The organism is Paraburkholderia dinghuensis (assembly GCF_003837865.1).
In the GTDB taxonomy this organism is placed as follows: Bacteria; Pseudomonadota; Gammaproteobacteria; order Burkholderiales; family Burkholderiaceae; genus Paraburkholderia; species Paraburkholderia dinghuensis.
In genome coordinates, this window is record NZ_RQIS01000002.1 from 292,694 (window position 1) to 308,662 (window position 15,969).

The 15,969-nt window shown below is 62.1% G+C and carries 15 protein-coding genes; 7 read left to right on the top strand and 8 right to left on the bottom strand.

Annotated elements, in window-relative coordinates; all coding sequences use genetic code 11:
* Positions 1–7: 7 nt before the first annotated feature.
* The gene (locus tag D1Y85_RS04180; protein WP_124149768.1) at positions 8–1,063 is read right to left on the bottom strand and encodes a phytoene/squalene synthase family protein; all 1,056 of its coding nucleotides are present in this window, start codon (positions 1,061–1,063) and stop codon (positions 8–10) included.
* 309 nt (positions 1,064–1,372) lie between these two features.
* Between D1Y85_RS04180 and D1Y85_RS04185 the strand changes: the two genes are divergently transcribed.
* Positions 1,373–1,735: a hypothetical protein gene (locus tag D1Y85_RS04185; RefSeq protein WP_185218897.1), complete on the top strand. Its 363-nt coding sequence runs from the start codon at positions 1,373–1,375 to the stop codon at positions 1,733–1,735.
* A 230-nt stretch (positions 1,736–1,965) separates the two neighbouring features.
* Here D1Y85_RS04185 and D1Y85_RS04190 read toward each other — a convergent pair whose 3' ends face one another.
* Positions 1,966–2,331, bottom strand: coding sequence for a hypothetical protein (locus D1Y85_RS04190; RefSeq protein WP_124149770.1), 366 nt, complete (start codon positions 2,329–2,331; stop codon positions 1,966–1,968).
* 249 nt (positions 2,332–2,580) lie between these two features.
* Between D1Y85_RS04190 and D1Y85_RS04195 the strand changes: the two genes are divergently transcribed.
* On the top strand, positions 2,581–4,548 hold the full coding sequence (locus D1Y85_RS04195; protein ID WP_124149771.1) for an enterotoxin: 1,968 nt from the start codon (positions 2,581–2,583) through the stop codon (positions 4,546–4,548).
* Between the two features lie 18 nt (positions 4,549–4,566).
* On the opposite strand, the gene D1Y85_RS04200 is transcribed toward D1Y85_RS04195, so the two are convergent.
* Positions 4,567–6,534, bottom strand: coding sequence for a beta-galactosidase (locus tag D1Y85_RS04200; RefSeq protein WP_124149772.1), 1,968 nt, complete (start codon positions 6,532–6,534; stop codon positions 4,567–4,569).
* 181 nt (positions 6,535–6,715) lie between these two features.
* Here D1Y85_RS04200 and D1Y85_RS04205 point away from each other — a divergent pair, with 181 nt between their 5' ends.
* Complete coding sequence (locus D1Y85_RS04205) at positions 6,716–7,369, top strand: peroxiredoxin (RefSeq protein WP_124149773.1); 654 nt, start codon at positions 6,716–6,718, stop codon at positions 7,367–7,369.
* 91 nt (positions 7,370–7,460) lie between these two features.
* Here the strand turns inward: D1Y85_RS04205 and D1Y85_RS04210 are convergent, their stop codons facing one another.
* From D1Y85_RS04210 to D1Y85_RS04220, 3 genes are all read right to left on the bottom strand, one after another.
* A complete protein-coding gene (locus tag D1Y85_RS04210; protein WP_124149774.1) occupies positions 7,461–8,324 on the bottom strand; it encodes an ABC transporter permease in 864 nt (287 codons plus the stop codon).
* Positions 8,325–8,371: 47 nt separating this feature from the next.
* Positions 8,372–9,166 (bottom strand): ABC transporter ATP-binding protein, encoded by a 795-nt coding sequence (locus tag D1Y85_RS04215; RefSeq protein WP_124149775.1) that lies wholly within the window; start codon positions 9,164–9,166, stop codon positions 8,372–8,374.
* A 78-nt stretch (positions 9,167–9,244) separates the two neighbouring features.
* Positions 9,245–10,264, bottom strand: a complete 1,020-nt coding sequence (locus tag D1Y85_RS04220; protein ID WP_124149776.1) for an ABC transporter substrate-binding protein — start codon at positions 10,262–10,264, stop codon at positions 9,245–9,247.
* A gap of 195 nt (positions 10,265–10,459) precedes the next feature.
* On the opposite strand from D1Y85_RS04220, the gene D1Y85_RS04225 reads away from it, so the two are divergent.
* The 4 genes from D1Y85_RS04225 to D1Y85_RS04240 all read left to right on the top strand — a co-directional run bounded on the left by D1Y85_RS04225 (position 10,460) and on the right by D1Y85_RS04240 (position 14,050).
* Entirely contained in the window at positions 10,460–11,137 is a 678-nt protein-coding gene (locus D1Y85_RS04225) for a response regulator (protein ID WP_124149777.1), read from the top strand.
* A 16-nt stretch (positions 11,138–11,153) separates the two neighbouring features.
* Positions 11,154–12,587, top strand: coding sequence for a sensor histidine kinase (locus D1Y85_RS04230; RefSeq protein ID WP_124149778.1), 1,434 nt, complete (start codon positions 11,154–11,156; stop codon positions 12,585–12,587).
* 96 nt (positions 12,588–12,683) lie between these two features.
* Positions 12,684–13,397 carry a histidine utilization transcriptional repressor HutC gene (gene hutC / locus D1Y85_RS04235; protein WP_246024766.1) on the top strand — a complete coding sequence of 238 codons (714 nt, stop codon included), beginning with the start codon at positions 12,684–12,686 and terminating at the stop codon, positions 13,395–13,397.
* A gap of 194 nt (positions 13,398–13,591) precedes the next feature.
* Positions 13,592–14,050 carry an MEKHLA domain-containing protein gene (locus D1Y85_RS04240; protein ID WP_124149869.1) on the top strand — a complete coding sequence of 153 codons (459 nt, stop codon included), beginning with the start codon at positions 13,592–13,594 and terminating at the stop codon, positions 14,048–14,050.
* Between the two features lie 854 nt (positions 14,051–14,904).
* On the opposite strand, the gene D1Y85_RS26950 is transcribed toward D1Y85_RS04240, so the two are convergent.
* Together D1Y85_RS26950 and D1Y85_RS26955 are read right to left on the bottom strand one after the other, a co-directional pair.
* Entirely contained in the window at positions 14,905–15,288 is a 384-nt protein-coding gene (locus D1Y85_RS26950) for a hypothetical protein (RefSeq protein WP_185218898.1), read from the bottom strand.
* A 494-nt stretch (positions 15,289–15,782) separates the two neighbouring features.
* A complete protein-coding gene (locus tag D1Y85_RS26955) occupies positions 15,783–15,926 on the bottom strand; it encodes a hypothetical protein (protein WP_185218899.1) in 144 nt (47 codons plus the stop codon).
* Positions 15,927–15,969: the final 43 nt, after the last annotated feature.

Sequence of the window (15,969 nt, forward strand, 5' to 3'; positions counted from 1 at the left end):
CCTCGCGTTATGCCGTGATACGCGCTTCGATACGCGCGATGAGCCGGTTGAACCACACACCAAGCAGCGAGTTGAACGGCGCGAGCGGCGTCGAGCACGCGAGGATGCGATAAACATCGTTGCGTTTTAGCTTCGACGCCTTCGCGGGGTCGAGCCAGTCACGATTGGCGACGAGCAGTTCGAGCGTCTCGAGCCCGATGAGGATCGGCCACAGGCAAGCGAGCCTCAGCCGCACTGATGAGCGCGGCAACGCGAGCGTGTAGTCGATGGCCGCGCGGAAATGGTCGAGCGCGACGCGCACGAGTTCGAGCATGATCGTCCGCGCAGGCACCGATGCGTCAGGCTGCAACAGGTCCTGCGCGGTGAGGCCCACCTGCGCGAGCATGGGTGCGGGCAGGTAGCAGCGGCCGATGCGCAGGTCTTTGCCGCAGTCGCGCAACACGTTCACGAGCTGCAGCGCCTTGCCGAAGCGCACGCCTTGCCGGCACATCGTTTCGCGCGATGCGGGATCGAGCGTGTCCGGCAGATGCATATAAATCATCTTCGTCCAGAACTCGCCGACGCAGCCCGCGACCAGCCAGGTGTAACGGTCGAGTTCATCGAGTGTGCGGAGCGCCGTGATGTCTCCCGAGCGTTCATCGGGGAAAGTCCGCAAATCGAATTCCATGCCGTGCGTCAGCGTCGTGACGATGTCGCGGACAGCGGCGCGATCGGCTTCGTCGAGTTGGGCGAGCACGTCGAGTGCGCCGCCGAGCGATTCGAGCAGCAGCTTTTCATCCGATTGCGTCTGCTGACCCGCGACTTCATCGGCAATTTGCCGGAGCCCTGTATTGTCCTCGCTCGTGCCGTTTACGTGCTCGCGCAGCGAAAGCAACAGCGCGAGGCGCCGATCGGGCGGGATCAGTGCTGTGTCGGCGATCGTGTCTGCGGCGCGCGCGAGCAGGTACGCCTCGCCAACCGGATCGCGCATGCCGCCTGGCAGCACGCGCATCGTGAGATAGAACGAACGGGAAACCCCTTTGAGCAACGGTCCGAGCAGGAAGGCCCGGTTGGAATTCTGCATGTCGTAAGCGAGGCGGCAAGGGACGGATCAGATGAGAGCCGCATTGTATCGTGTACGCGGGAGACCAGCCGCCGATGAGGTTCGACCGGGCGTGCTTCGATCTTCAGGTGCAGGTCGCTGAGCATGCCGCGCGTATCGGCGGTTTATGCGCACTTTCATGCAAGTGCCGACGCGTCATCACGGACGGCTTGCAGCGCGTCTTGCATGCCGCGCGTCGACTGGCGCGCTACGCGCCTTTTGCATGCGTGAGGCGATTCTTTACAGGTTCTTTGCGCGGCCCTTCATAGAATGGGCAACGTGTTCCACAAAATGCGCGCCGCACTGAGCGGTAGTGCGCAACTTCTCGAAATGCATCCGTTTCAGACCTGTCGAGCCGCGAAGCCCGTTTCGACGCCGCTTGTCCGTGTGAGCCACTGCGCTGCGCCGCGCGAGCCCACTGTGCAGATGGTCGTGCGTGTGGCGACACGCGATGCCGGAACGGCGCGTCGTGCTCTGCACCGCATGCTGGGTAGCACGATCGGCGTCCATACTATCGACATCGATCGTCGTCGTGATGTCGCGTGCTTGCATGTCGAACTGGCGCGCGACCGCGTGGGCGAGGCAATGACGCTCTTGATCCGCACGGTTTCCAGCGCCGAGTTTGGCACGGTCCGGCGGCTGGAAAGGGGCTAGCATCGGGGGGGCGGGCTGGCTCGCATACCGCCGTTTCCGACTTCACCGTCATATGCGCTTTCGGATTTGTTCTGGATTGCGAATGGCTTTGAGAAAGCCGCGAACGATGCGATTCGCAGCCGACTTCGCGCGCGTGGCGTGCACACTTCGACCTGTTCGGACATAGGAACCCACGCCTCCATCATTTGATGGAGAAGGATTCGGGTCGGGCGAGTCAATGAAGTAATTGCTTAATCGGCGACGCGCCGGTCGGCGAGCGCGCGTTCGCAGTCCTTGAGTACCTGCAGCACGAGCTTGGCCTGGTAGTTGAGATCGTCGGTGTCGAGGATTTCTTCGACTGCGTCGCGTGCCCACGCCGCGTCGACGAACCACGCATGCTGTTGCGCGATTTCCTGTGCAATGGCCGTAAGCCTTGCGATTGTGAGCCAGTCGGCTTCGCGGCCGTGGCGGTCGAGCCACTTGTGCGCGGCCTGCACGTGGAAGGCCGCGTTTGGCCAGCTCTCGTTGAGATAGTAGGCTCCGAGGCTCCCGCAGGTGAGCCAGCAGAGCAATTCCACGCGGTCGCGCGGACTCAGGTGGTGGCGTACATCACTCATGGCGACGCTCGCGAAAGTGTCAGCGTTCGGTTGACGGGGCGCTCAGGCGTTCGACTCCGGCAATAAAAAGATAACACGTCATGGGAGCGCGCGTCTCGCCGCGCGAGGGGCGCAATGGCTCGACGATGCGGATCGGAAACGCCCGCTGCGACGCGTCGCGGGCGCGCAGTCGCGCTTCGGTTACCGGACGCGCGGCCGGTGCTACGCTTGAACAGCGCGCATTCCCGTGCAGCGCGGAGGCACGAATTCATGCAGACGAATCATGAAGCGGAGTGCTGCCCAGACTCCGGAGCGCCGCGCTTCGAGCGAAACGGCGAGGCGTTCACCTTCGGCAATGACGTCGTAGCACTTGCGTGGCGCGTTGCAGAGGCACGCGCGGGCGGCTTCGTCCTGATCGACCGCGTGCATGGGCGCACACTTTCGCTGGCGGAACCGTTCGCGTTGGCGATGGCGGGCGGCGCAACGTTCGGTGTCCCCAATCTCGACCTGCTCGATGCGTTCCGTGAGGAAATGCTGACTGCCGACGCCGGTTCCTGCTGTCTCGAAGGGCGTAAGGCCGGTTCGCGCGCGAGCGCCTCGTTTTCCGATCGGCAACGGCGTTTGCTTGTGATGTGGTACGTGGAGCAACGCGCCGGAGAGGCATGGTTGCGCATGGGTCTCGAGATTGCTGCAGTCGATCGGAACGAGTCCATCGCAGCGATTTCCATGCTGCAGGTAGAGGCACCTCATGCCCGGGTTTGCGGCGACTATCCGGGTATGCCGGGCAGGGTCGATGACGTGTATCTCGGCATCGAGAGTCCACTCGCACAAGCCGAGGCGGACGACGCCGGATTACGTTTTGCGCTGCGCCGCAGTTTGCCGCTCGAACGTGGCAAGCGTGTCGTCGTTTCGGCGGTGGCGGGCGTCGCGCGCTCGGGCAAACTGCGGCGGGACTTCGCCCGGTATCTCGAAGTCACCCGCGCGCGACCGTATGCGCCGTTCCTGCACTACAACTCGTGGTACGACATCGGTTATCTCACGCCGTATTCGCAGGAGGACGCCCTCGATCGTATCGTTGCTATCGGCCGGGAACTGTACGAGCGCCGCGACGTGCAACTCGACTCGTTCGTGTTCGACGATGGATGGGATGATCTCGGCGGCGATTGGCGTTTCAGCTCTGCGTTTTCACGGGGTTTCGTGCCGTTGCGTGAAGCCGCCGCGCGCTATGGCGCGGCGCCGGGCATCTGGCTATCGCCCTGGGGCGGCTACGGTGCGCCGCGCGTGGCACGCGTCGCACATGGACGCGAACGCGGTTACGAAGTCGTCGACGGTGGCTTCGCACTCTCCGGGCCGCACTATTACCGTCGTTTTCGCGAAGTCGTTATGGACCTGTTGCGCGAACAGGGGGTGAATCACTTCAAATTCGACGGGACCGGCAATGCCGACCGCGTCGTGCCGGGTAGCCGGTTCGACAGCGACTGGGACGCAGCGATTCATCTGATCAGTGAAATTCGCGCCGAGCGCCCCGCAGCCTTTGTCAATCTCTCCACGGGCACGTTGCCGTCGCCATTCTGGTTGCGCCATGTCGATTCGATCTGGCGCGGTGGCTCGGATGACGGCGAAGCCGGCGCGGGCAATCCGCGCGAACGCTGGATCACGTATCGCGACGGGCAGACCTGGCGCAACGTGGTGCGTGGCAGCCCGCTATTTCCACTGAACTCGCTGATGCTCCACGGCGTCATCTTTGCGCAGAAGCACACACGGCTGAACGCGCGGCATGGAGCGGCTTTCCAGCACGAAGTGCGGTCGTATTTCGCAAGCGGCACGCAATTGCAGGAACTCTATGTCACGCCTGCACTTTTGTCCGGCGAGGATTGGGACGAGTTGGCGCACGCGGCGCATTGGGCGCGCACGCATGCGGGCGTGCTAGGCGACAGCCATTGGATCGGCGGCGTGCCGGAGGAACTCGATGTCTACGGATGGGCGTCATGGGCAGCGCCGGCCGGCGTTATTGCGCTGCGCAATCCGAGCGATCGCGCACAGACGTTCGTGCTCGATCTGCGGCGGGATCTCGAACTGCCTGAACTCGCTGCGGGCCGGTTTGCCGTAAGCGACGTTTGGGGAGGCGGCACCACAAACGTACCCGCGTGGATGGACATTGGCCGGGAGCATCCGCTAAAGCTCGCACCGTTCGAGGTGCGCGTGCTGGAACTGGAGGGTCCGTCGCAACCGGGTTGAAACGCGACGGCGCGTGCTTCAGATTAGCGTGCGCTCCAGCGCTATCGGCATCGCCTCGGACTGGTGCAGATCGAATATCGTGATCACGTTTTCGCCCCGTTTCAGCCATGGCGCAGGACAGAAGAGCCGCTGTTGCGGGCCGATTCGCCAATAGCGTCCGAGCGCGTGCCCGTTGACCCACACGAGTCCCTTTGTCCAGTGCTGCATGTCCAGATAGGTATCGGCGGTGAAATCCAGTTCCAGGGGCGCCCGGTAGAACCATCCTGCCTTTTCTGATCTGGCGGCGGAAGCGGCTGCGCGAGAAAGACGCGCGATATAGTCCGTCTCCATCGGGAGCAGGGTGATCTCCCATCCGGTTAACACCTGGGGATTGCCTTCAGGATCATGCAGCATGACCGATCCGATGATGCCTTTCCGATCGGAAAGGTCAGTGCCATAGTTCACCCGGCCCATGCCTTCCACCAGAATTTCCAGCAGGACGGCTTCCTCTTGATCCGGCCCGGCTGGCGGCAATTCCAGCGACGTACCGCAAACGAGCCGCAGCGGTTCCGCATACGACGGCTGTACGCGTGCCCGCGAGAAACCGCCCACGTAGCGCTCGCCGACGAAGACAGTTGCGTAGTCGTGGACCGCGTCGATCGTCAACCGGCCGCCCTTGTAACCTTCCAGCCGTTTGCGGTAGAGGACGAATCCATACGACTGACCATAGTGTTCGAAGGGAAGCGGATCGATGGTCTGGTGCAGAGGCAGTGGCTCGGGTAAGTCGTTCCACAAAGAGGCGCAACGTATTGGCTGCAGCGCTTCGTGCCCTGAGCGCGCCAGTGTCGGCAGCGGTTCGGGAATCCCCGCGAGCGGCGTTTCAGGCGGCAGCCAGGATCCGATGATGTGACGGTAGGCGTGGAATTTGGGCGTCGCGACGCCTTGTTCGGTGATCGGCGCCGAATAGTCGTAGCTCGTGATGTCGGGCTGATAGTCGCGCGTTTGCGGATCGATGTTCGCACCCGCGTAATACCCGAAGCTCGTGCCGCCGTGAATCACGTAAAGGTTGAACGACAGCTTTTCGCGCATGAATGCGTGCAGCGTGGCGGAAAGATCATAGGCGGCGCCTTGCATCACGGAGTCGCCCCAATGCGTGAGCCAGCCGGGATAGACTTCGCCAGCCATGACGGGTACGTCGCGATACGCTCGCCGTGCGAGGCGTATCTGATTCGCGTCGCCATTGCTGAGCGCAATCGCGCCACCCGGGACGTTCGACCGGTTCTGCCGGAGTTGCGCGAGGCCGTCTTCTGTATAGAAAGGGGCGTCGATTCCGTTATCGCGCCATAAGGCGCAGAGTTCGTCGAGATAAGCCGGATTGCAGCCATATGAGCCGAATTCGTTCTCGATCTGGATCATCAGGACCGGACCGCCGTTCGCGGCCATGAGCGGCGCGACTTGCAGCGCAAGCGCAGCGATATAGCGCCCGACAGCCGCCATATAGCGAGGGTCTGTCGTCGAATTGGTGCGCAGCCGGATATCCGGCACGGCGAGCAGCCAGGGTGGGAGGCCGCCCAGATCCCATTCAGCACAGACGTATGGCCCGGGGCGCAGCAGTACCCACATACCCTCCTCGTGGCAGAGGCGGATGAACGCTGCAATGTCGCGATTCTCGCTGTGAAAATCGCACTCCCCCGGACGCGCTTCGTGGTAGTTCCACATCACATAGAGTGCGATGGTGTTCATGCCCATGGCTTTCGCCATGCGGATGCGGTGCTGCCAGTAGGCCCGCGGAATGCGCGCGGGATGCAGCTCGCCGCTGCGGATCTGGATCGGCTGACCGTGGAGGAGGAAGTCTTTGCCGTTGCCGGAATAGCTGAACACGGCAGGGCGGGCGCTTTCAGTCGCGCCATGGGGGATCTCCACGCTTGCACCCGGACCGCGCCGGACCGGTGCAATCCCGGCGAGCCGGGCTACTCCTTGCAGACCCTTTACGAAAACATGTTTCATAACGTTCTATGCCATCCAGAACGGATACGCGAATACGTTCGCCAGACAACATAACAGTCAGACGCATCGCGCAGCGCTTGCCGCAAGAAGTCTGAAACCCTGCGATTCGCTGTCTACAATGCAACAGCGTGGAGCACTAGCGTGTTCACCCATGCACCCATAAACCTCATGGAGGCTCGATATGACGATTCGTCTAGGCGAAGATGCACCGGATTTCACCGCGGAGACCACCGAAGGCACGATTAACTTTCACGAATGGATCGGCGATCACTGGGCCATTCTGTTCTCGCACCCGAAGGATTTCACGCCCGTCTGCACCACGGAACTGGGCTACATGGCGCGTCTGAAGCCGGAATTCGACCGCCGCAACACGCGCATCATCGGCTTGAGCATCGACCCCGTGAGCGATCACCGCAAGTGGGTCAAGGATATCGAGGAAACGCAGGGCACCGCGGTTAACTATCCGATGATCGGCGACGAGGATCTCAAGGTCGCGAAGCTCTACGACATGATTCATCCGAACGCGAGCGGCGGCCCGCGCACGGCGGTGGACAACGCCACGGTGCGTTCGGTGTTCATCGTCGGGCCCGACAAGAAGGTCAAGGCCATGCTGGTCTATCCGATGAGCGCCGGACGCAATTTCGACGAGGTACTGCGTTTGCTCGATGCGCTTCAGCTGAACGCGAAGCACACGGTCGCGACGCCCGTGAACTGGAAGCAGGGCGAAGACGTGATCATCCCGACTTCGGTTTCGGACGATGCCGCGAAACAGAAGTACCCGCAGGGGTTCAAGACACTGAAGCCGTATCTGCGTTACGTCGCTCAGCCGAAGTAAACGAAAAACGCGGCGCACGAAAGTGCGCCGCGCAAAAACGGGCTGGAGGGACGCAAACCCCGGACAGCCCGGACAGGGGAAACAAAATCGCTCAGTTCGCGGGAGCGGGCCGCCACTTGAGCAGACGTTGCTCGACGAACGTGAGCAGGTAGTCGGCGGCGAGTGCGACCACGGCGAGCACGATCATCGCGGCGAACACGCCGCTCGCATTGAAGGCGCCTTGCGCCGTCGAGATCAACAGGCCGATGCCCTGTTTCGAGCCGAGGAATTCGCCCACGACGGCGCCCACCAGCGCGAAGCCGAAGCTCACGTGCAGGCTCGCGAGAATCCAGCTCAATGCCGAGGGAATCACGACCGAGGTCGTCACCTGGCGACGCGACGCACCGAGTATCTGCGCGTTCGCGATCATGTAGCGGTCTGCTTCGCGCACGCCCTGGAACGCGTTGGCGAACACGACGAAGAACACCATCACGACCGCGAGCGCAACCTTCGACGCCATGCCGAGGCCGAGCGCGATCACAAACACGGACCCCAGCACGACGCGCGGAATCGAGTTGGCGATCTTGATGTAGAGGCTGAACACATCCGAGAGCAGCTTGTTGCGGCCGAGCACGATGCCGCAGATCACACCGGCGATCGACCCGATGATGAAACCGAGCCCGGTCTCTTCGAGCGTGACCCAGACCTGCGTGAGGAGCGGCCCTTGCGAGGTTCCGTTGACGAACCAGTCGACGATCTGCGCGAAGATCGCGGACGGCATAGAGAAAAAGAACGGGTCGATCCACGCGAGACGCGCGGACAGTTCCCAGCCGCCGAGCACGACGATGAGAACGAGCACGCGCAATGCGATGACGAGCGCGTTGCGGCGGCGGATGCGTTGTTGCGCGTCGCGTTCGACCTGGTCGAGCGAGGCGGCGTCGAGGCCTTGCGGCAGGGTTTGTTGCGGGGTGGACATGGGGGACGGCTCCACGTTGCCTGATTGAGTCTGATTGAGTAAGGAAATCAAGCGATCTGCACTTCTTCGCGCAGATCGTTCCAGATGTCGCGCGACAATTCGACGAAATGCGGCGCGTAGCGGATCTCGGAGATCACGCGCGGGCGCGGCAGGTCGATTTCGTAGACCTTCTTGAGCGTTGCGGGGCGCGCGGTCAGCACGAACACGCGGTCGGCGAGCGCGATCGCTTCTTCAAGATCGTGCGTGACGAACACCACCGATCCGGTGCCGCCCCACAGCTGCAGCAGTTCATCCTGCATCAGCGTGCGCGTCTGCATGTCGAGCGCGGAGAACGGCTCGTCCATCAGCAGGATTTCGGGCTTGTTGATGAAGGTCTGCGCGAGCGCCACGCGTTTTCTCATGCCGCCCGAAAGCTGATGCGGATAGTGCTTGCCGAAGTTCGCGAGCCCGACGCGGCGCAGCCATTCGTTCGCCTCGTCGTAGGCAGCCGACTTCGAGCGGCCGCGATAGAGCGGCCCGGCCGCCACGTTGTCGAGCACTGAGCGCCACGGGAACACGGCGTCGGCCTGAAACACGAAACCGATGCGCGGATCGATGCCATCGACGGGGGCGCCCATCACGCGGACTTCGCCCGTGGTCGGCTTGAGCAGGCCGGTAATCATGCTCAGCGTCGTGGACTTTCCGCAACCCGTGGGCCCGACGATCGCGACGAATTCGCCGCGCGCCACCGACATGCTGAAGTCGCGCAGTGCGACCGTCGCCTTGCCGTCGGGGGAAATGAAGCGGCACGAAACGTGGTTCAGCTCGATGGCCGGCGTGCCGCTGGAATAGGGGGAAGTCATGCTTCTGTGCCTCGGTGAAATGCGTCGGGCGAGGCGCGCGGCACGAGGCCGCGCGCCTTTATATTTGCTTCGGTATGCTTACTTCGATGCGGTGGCCGTAGCGGCCGGCAGATAGTCGTTCGAGTACGTCTTCGCGAGATCGATGTGCTTGCCCTTCACCGACGGGTTGAACGCGGAGAGCACGTTCAGCACGGTCTGCGGACCATCGGCGGGCATGCGGCCGTCCTTCGTGAACATCGGCATCGAGGCCTTCAACGCGCCCACATAGAGGTCTTTGTTGTTGCCGTAGTAGTCCTTCGGCATCTTTTCCGCGATCTCTTCCGCGCTATGCGTCGCGATGAAATTCAGCGTGCGCGAGAACGCGTGCGCGAGCTTCGTCGCCTCGTCCTTGTGCGCCTGCGCCCACGCGCGCTGCACGTAGAAGCTCGACGCCGGATACGTGCCGCCCAGCGCGGCGCGCGTGCCTTCCACCGTGCGCATGTCGACGAGCACCTTCGCGTCGCCGGTCTGCAGGAGGCGCGAGACGGTCGGTTCGGTGGTCATCCCCAAGTCGATGCGGCCTTGTTTGACCGCGGCAATGAACGAATTGTCCGCGCCTACCGGCAGCATCGTGAACTGGTTAGCGGACACGCCCGCCCGCTGCGCGAGGTACTGCGTGAGGAAGCTCGTCGACGAGCCGAGCCCTGTCACGCCGAGGGTCTTGCCCTTCACATCGGCCATGGTCTTGACCGTGGCGGACGCCGCGCTCGTCACCATTTCCACTTCGCCCGGCACCTGGCCGAACACCACGACGGTCTCGATCTCCTTGCCCTTGCTTTGCAGGTCGATCGTGTGATCGTAGAAGCCCACCACGCCTTGCACGGCGCCGGCGATCAGTTCGTTTTCGGCGTCCACGCCGGCCGGCTGCGACTCTACGTCGACGTCGAGCCCTTCGTCCTTGAAGTAGCCGAGTTGTTCGGTGAGTTTGGCGGGCAGATAGATGATCTTGGTGGCGCCGCCGACCATGATCGTGATTTTTTCCGCATGGGCGGCCGCGGAGGCGGCGGCGAGGGCGAACGCAACACTCGATACAACGGCGATCTGACGCAGGGAACGCATCGGTGGGTCTCCTTGGGTGGTGCGCCGCGCATCGAGGGCGGCGCTTTCTGATGGATGTTGCAGAGTATAGGGATCGAAAGCTTTCTGCCATCCTTCTACGGCCTTTCGAAAACATCCGTGTTAACCCGCAGGGCGGTGGCGAGCGTGGGACGGCACAATCGACACCCCAATCACGCCCCTTGCGTTCACGAAGCGATGAAGCTGCTGCTGATCGAAGATAATCCGACGCTTTCGCACTGGCTCGTGAAGACGCTCGAAGAGCAGGCGTTCGCGCTCGATACGGTGCAGGACGGCGAAGCCGCCGATCAACTGCTGCGCACCAACCGTTATGACGTCGTGCTGCTCGACCTGAATCTGCCGAAACTCTCGGGCAAGAACGTGCTGCGGCGGCTGCGTCAGCGCGGCGATGCGACGCCGGTCATGGTGCTCACCGCGAGCGGCTCGATCGACGAAAAGGTCGAACTACTCGGCGCGGGCGCCGATGACTATCTCGTCAAACCGTTCGAGGTCCGCGAGGTGATTGCGCGCATCAAGGTGCTGGTTCGCCGGCAGATGCCCGCGCGCGCCAACGAAGTGTGCTGCGGCGACCTCGTGTACGACATCGACACGCAGCAATTCGCGCTGAAGGGCGCGCCGCTCAACGTCACGCCGCGCGAGCGCACGGTGCTGGAGACGCTGGTGCTGCGGCTCGGCAAGACGGTATCGAAGGCGGCGCTCATGGATGCCGTCTTCACGCTCGCAGACGAACCGAGTGAGGATGCCGTCGAGATCTATATTTCGCGGCTGCGCAAGAAACTGGAAGGCAGCGCGGCGGTCATCGTCACGCTGCGCGGGCTCGGCTACCTGCTGCGCAGAAAGGACGAGGCGCTCTGATCATGGACCACCGACGATGACCGGCAGCCTGCGCATCCGGCTCCTGTGGTGGATGCTCGTGCCGCTCGCGCTGTATGTGATTTTCACCGCGACATCCGAGTATCGCGCCGCGCGCCACACCGCCGACCTCGTGCAGGACGGCCTCCTGCTTTCGTCAGCGAGGATGATGGCCGGCGAGGTCGAGTGGTCCTATGGCGCGCTGCGTGCCGATGTGCCGCCCGCCGCACTGGAAATGTTCGCGTCGCCGCAGCGCGACCAGGTGTTCTACAAGGTGCAGGTGGAGGACGGCCCGCTGCTTGCCGGCATGCCGGACTTCCCGCGTGCTGCATCGGCGCCCGCCGTCGATACGCCCGTCTGGTACGACGCTGTGCTGCGTGACCGCGCCGTGCGGGCGGTGAGCATCGTGCGGCCGATGTACGACAACGGCCGTGTCTGGCGCGTACGCGTGTCCGTCGGCAAGACCGCGCAGTCGCGCGATGCGATGACCACTGCACTGTGGCGCCCGCAGTTCATTCGGCAGATCGGCATGGTGCTGTTGGCGGTGGCGCTCGCGTGCATCGGTCTCACGTTCGAGTTGCGGCCGCTCATGAAGCTCAAAAACGACGTGAGTGACCGCGATCCGATGCATCTCGTGCCGATCCGCGCCGAGGGCCTGCATACGGAACTGCGGCCCGTGGTCGATGCGATCAACCAGTGCATCGCGCGCCTCTCCGCGCAGACGGCGGCGCAACGACGCTTCATCGCCGATGCCGCGCACCAGTTGCGCACACCGCTCACGCTGCTTGGCACGCAACTGCAATACGCGCGGCAGCAGCGGGCCGGCGATAGCGCGCTGGATGAGGTGCTCGCGGCCATGCATGTGAGCAATCGCTCGATGGTTGCCCTCACGAACAAGCTGTTGCTGCTCGCGCAGGCCGAGGCGCTCGATCCGGCGCAACTGCCTCTGGAGCCGGTCGACATGACGCAGCTCGCGCGCGAGGTCGTCGAATCGCTCGCTCTGCTCGCGCAGACGCGCGGTATTGACCTCGGCGCGGAGCTGGCGGACGTGGCGATCGTGGCAGGGCATCGCGAACTATTGCGTGCGATGGCGAGCAATCTCGTTGATAACGCGCTGCGCTACTCGCCGCAGGACGCTCGCGTGACGGTTTCGGTGCGCACTGACGACGAGACGGTCGTGTTCGAAGTGATCGACGACGGTCCCGGCATCGCGCCCGAAGCGCGTTCGCGCGTGTTCGAGCCGTTCTTCCGCGCTTCGGCCCATACGGAAGGGACCGGGCTCGGGCTTGCCATTGTGCGCGAGATCGCCCAGTCGCATCGCGCCGACGTGACGCTCTCGCCGGGCGAGGACGGCCGTGGCGTGCGCGCCCAGGTCGTGCTCGCGCGGTTGCGCGACGAGGCGGCGACGCAAGCCTGTGTCGCCGAACAGCGCGCGACGTTAAGTGATACGTGAATATCAAGGCGCGGCGGCCGCATGACAGTAAAATGGCGTCTGGCCGAAGCCGGTTGGCCATTCACCCGATTATCCGTTCATTCCCGGTTCGAACCCATGCAAAACAAATCGGCCAGTGGCGCTCCCTTGCCCGCCTACGAACAGATCAAGCGTTACGTCCTCGAACAGATCGAAAGCGGCGTTCTGGGGCCGGGTGACGTCGTGCCTTCCGAAACGGAACTCGTCAAGGAGTTCGGCGTTGCGCGCATGACTGTTTCGCGCGCGCTGCGCGAACTGATGGCCGAAGGCGTGCTGAATCGCGTGCGCGGATCGGGGACTTACGTGGCGCCGCGTCAGTATGAATCGACGGTGCTCCAGATCCGCAATATCGCCGATGAAATCGCCGCGCGCGGCCATCGCCATACGGCGCGCGTGCTGGGGCTGGAGACGAGCGATGACCCGTCGGCCGTCGCGGCGCTTGAACGCGAGTCGGGGCCGGTCTTTCATTCGCGCATCGTGCATTGCGAAGAGGGCGAACCGATCCAGTACGAAGACCGCTACGTGAATCCCGAGGTTTTTCCGGATTATCTCGCGCAGGACTTCACGCAGGAAACGCCCAATCACTATATGGTCCGTCTCGCGCCGGTGCAGCGCGCCGAATTCCGCATCTATGCGCAAAAACCCGATTCGCGCGTGCGGCAGTACCTCGAAATGGAGATTGGCGAACCGTGTCTGCTGCTGCTTCGGCGCACGTGGGTCGGGCGCCATGTGGCTACGTCGGTGCGGTTGTGGCACCCGTCGTCGCGGTTTCATCTCGCTGGGACGGTCTGATCGCGCTGGGGCTGGGCTGCTTGTCACCACGCCGGGCGTCGCAGCTTGATCGCGCGATCGACCGGGCGATTGCGCTAATGTCGCCCAATGTGTCTGCGCGACGACGGCAATCACGAAATGTCGCGTGAAGATGCAGTATCGTGAGGGCCTTTGCCATTCCTGCTGGCCCAACGATCACCGCCGGGATGTTCCAGATGATTCCACTCCACCGCGATCCCGCCTTCTATCAGCTCCTTGCCGACAGCTACGCCCGGCTGCTCGGCCGTCCCCTGGTGCCGCAGGCCATGTCCCTGGTCGAAGCTACCGAATGGCTCTATGAAAGTGCTCCGTTCGCGGTGCTCGCACACAATACCGATCCCGACCCGGTCTTTATTTACGGCAACAAAACTGCGCAGCGCCGCTTCGGATATAGCTGGGATGAAATAACGCGACTGCCGTCCCGGCTCTCGGCCGAGGCGCCGAATCGCGAGGAGCGGCAGCAATTCCTCGAACGCGTTCAGCGGCTCGGCTACGAGACGGGCTACAAGGGCGTGCGTATCACCAAATCAGGTGCGCGTTTCGAAATCGAGGAGGCCACATTGTGGCAACTGCTCGATGCGGACGGTAAGTTGCACGGACAGGCGGTCGTCATACCGCGCACGCGCGACATCTGAATGCGCGTGTCAATCGTTGATTTGTTATTTATCCGTTGACGCTGCCTAGAACCGCGTTCAGCGATTGCGGCTTACGCAAAAAGCGTCGTTTCTCCGGGACGCACCATCAGATGCGCATATGTTCGCACAGTCTGTGGCTACACGAAAACCGCTGAAAGCCCTGCTTTGAGATATCTTGCACGGAACAAAAAAAACTGAAACGTATCGGGTGATTGGCGAAGCAGATAACGAAACAATCGATGAGCGCAGATAGAAATGTCCGCACTGCTATCGCGTGACCAGAGGAAAAATGGTACGCATATTGTCCTCAGTGCAAGCGCGAAAAGCGAGGTCGATGTCGATGCCTGCACATCGTGAATTGAAAATTTGAAGCTTGAGAACGACGTTATTCGGGGATGCATCGAGTTGGCAATGAATCTTGGCGAAACGGAGCATCCTCTTGCTTCGATGTTGGACCGACGAATCGATCGATCCCCCTTCTTGTCCTTGATGGCCATCAGGATCGAGGAGTGATTTAAAAAGGGGGAACTACCGTTACGGGTGATACTGGTGGTTCGAAATCCTGCGACGCTTGTCATGAAACGCGTCGAAACAGCCGCGCAATGATAATCACTCGCTGAGCCAACGGAAAACGGGAAAGCATCACAACTGGGAAGCACTTCAGAATGTACCATTTCAAGAAAACTTCGCTAGCACTCGTGGTTGTCTCGTGCCTCGCCGGATGTGCCGTATCTGTCGGGCCGGGTGAAGGCGCTCAAAAACTCTCGGACGCGTCGCTGGAATCACTCCAGAAGCAGTTCGAAGTAGGCGTCGCTTCTCGGGACGACGTCGCCACGCAACTAGGCGCACCCGATTCAAAAATGCTCGCGGGGAGCTTCGAAATCTGGAAATACCACTACGTAAGACGTGCGGCAGTCGGAATCATATTCGTTGGTGTTCCTGTGGGAACTACGAAGAATGCGTCGTTCTACTTCGATAATCAGAGTGGACTGCTCAAGAAGGTCGATTTCGAATCCCATCAGGGTTGAGGGAACGCCCGGAATCAGGCTGACAAAAATACAGGTGGATCGTAGTTGTCTAATATGATTAGGCGGAACTTGATCTGACATGTAGTCGTGGCCGATAGAGAAGAAGCGAGCAATGGGGCATGAGTTTCTCCATGGCGAGTTCCGGTGATTCAAGGAAGGTGCGATTTGGCGTCTTGCCGTAACACCTTCGCGGCTGATGTTCACGTTCATTGTTGTACTGCTCGAACCGCACATCAAGATCAGTCTGCAAGGCGTCCAACGATTCGTAGATTTTCTTCCGGAAGGCAACGCGATAGAACTCGTTGAGCATGGTCGTGTGAGACCGCTCATCGATCCAGTTGATCTGTGGCGACTTGGCTTTCGTGTGCGGTTGATGAATGTTTTACACGGCCATCGGGCGGCGACCACGCCGAATCGCGCCTCTTGACATTCCGCTACGCCGATCAGGTACGCACTGCCCAGCAGATTTACCTCGATTATTCAATCAAAAATCCGAAATAATCCAGGGAGTCCGGCAGTATCGGGGTGAATCTCGATCGCCAGGACCTGGGCCATCACCTTCACGGGCGCCAACCGGCACGACTCGATGACGTTCGAGCCCACGCTCGACGCCAATACTGCGGTTCTGCCCTGAACCCTCAGCCCCACAAGAACCCGGGAAAACTGCATGCGGACACGGTCTACGACTTTGTCCGCTTTCGGCGTTACCTGAGACAACGTGGCACACGGCCCGTATAGCTCGTCCCAGCGTAGAACGCGGGAAGCGGCTCCGGCAGCATCGCTGGCTCGTCGCGTATACGCATGCCCGGGTTGCCGATTTCCGCGAGCTTCGCATTTGTTTCGAACATCGTCCCGGCATTCACGCCGCGTCCCTTTCCTTGCCTGCCGCCG

What these genes read in the sequence shown, in the direction of transcription:
- D1Y85_RS04205 (WP_124149773.1), top strand. Translation starts at nt 6,716, where the DNA reads ATGACGATTCGTCTAGGCGAAGATGCACCGGATTTCACCGCGGAGACC.
- D1Y85_RS04180 (WP_124149768.1), bottom strand. Translation starts at nt 1,063, where the DNA reads ATGCAGAATTCCAACCGGGCCTTCCTGCTCGGACCGTTGCTCAAAGGG.
- D1Y85_RS04230 (WP_124149778.1), top strand. Translation starts at nt 11,154, where the DNA reads ATGACCGGCAGCCTGCGCATCCGGCTCCTGTGGTGGATGCTCGTGCCG.
- D1Y85_RS04195 (WP_124149771.1), top strand. Translation starts at nt 2,581, where the DNA reads ATGCAGACGAATCATGAAGCGGAGTGCTGCCCAGACTCCGGAGCGCCG.
- D1Y85_RS04240 (WP_124149869.1), top strand. Translation starts at nt 13,592, where the DNA reads ATGATTCCACTCCACCGCGATCCCGCCTTCTATCAGCTCCTTGCCGAC.
- D1Y85_RS04220 (WP_124149776.1), bottom strand. Translation starts at nt 10,264, where the DNA reads ATGCGTTCCCTGCGTCAGATCGCCGTTGTATCGAGTGTTGCGTTCGCC.
- D1Y85_RS26955 (WP_185218899.1), bottom strand. Translation starts at nt 15,926, where the DNA reads ATGTTCGAAACAAATGCGAAGCTCGCGGAAATCGGCAACCCGGGCATG.
- D1Y85_RS04225 (WP_124149777.1), top strand. Translation starts at nt 10,460, where the DNA reads ATGAAGCTGCTGCTGATCGAAGATAATCCGACGCTTTCGCACTGGCTC.
- D1Y85_RS04215 (WP_124149775.1), bottom strand. Translation starts at nt 9,166, where the DNA reads ATGACTTCCCCCTATTCCAGCGGCACGCCGGCCATCGAGCTGAACCAC.
- D1Y85_RS04200 (WP_124149772.1), bottom strand. Translation starts at nt 6,534, where the DNA reads ATGAAACATGTTTTCGTAAAGGGTCTGCAAGGAGTAGCCCGGCTCGCC.
- hutC (WP_246024766.1), top strand. Translation starts at nt 12,684, where the DNA reads ATGCAAAACAAATCGGCCAGTGGCGCTCCCTTGCCCGCCTACGAACAG.
- D1Y85_RS26950 (WP_185218898.1), bottom strand. Translation starts at nt 15,288, where the DNA reads ATGAACGTGAACATCAGCCGCGAAGGTGTTACGGCAAGACGCCAAATC.
- D1Y85_RS04185 (WP_185218897.1), top strand. Translation starts at nt 1,373, where the DNA reads ATGCGCGCCGCACTGAGCGGTAGTGCGCAACTTCTCGAAATGCATCCG.
- D1Y85_RS04190 (WP_124149770.1), bottom strand. Translation starts at nt 2,331, where the DNA reads ATGAGTGATGTACGCCACCACCTGAGTCCGCGCGACCGCGTGGAATTG.
- D1Y85_RS04210 (WP_124149774.1), bottom strand. Translation starts at nt 8,324, where the DNA reads ATGTCCACCCCGCAACAAACCCTGCCGCAAGGCCTCGACGCCGCCTCG.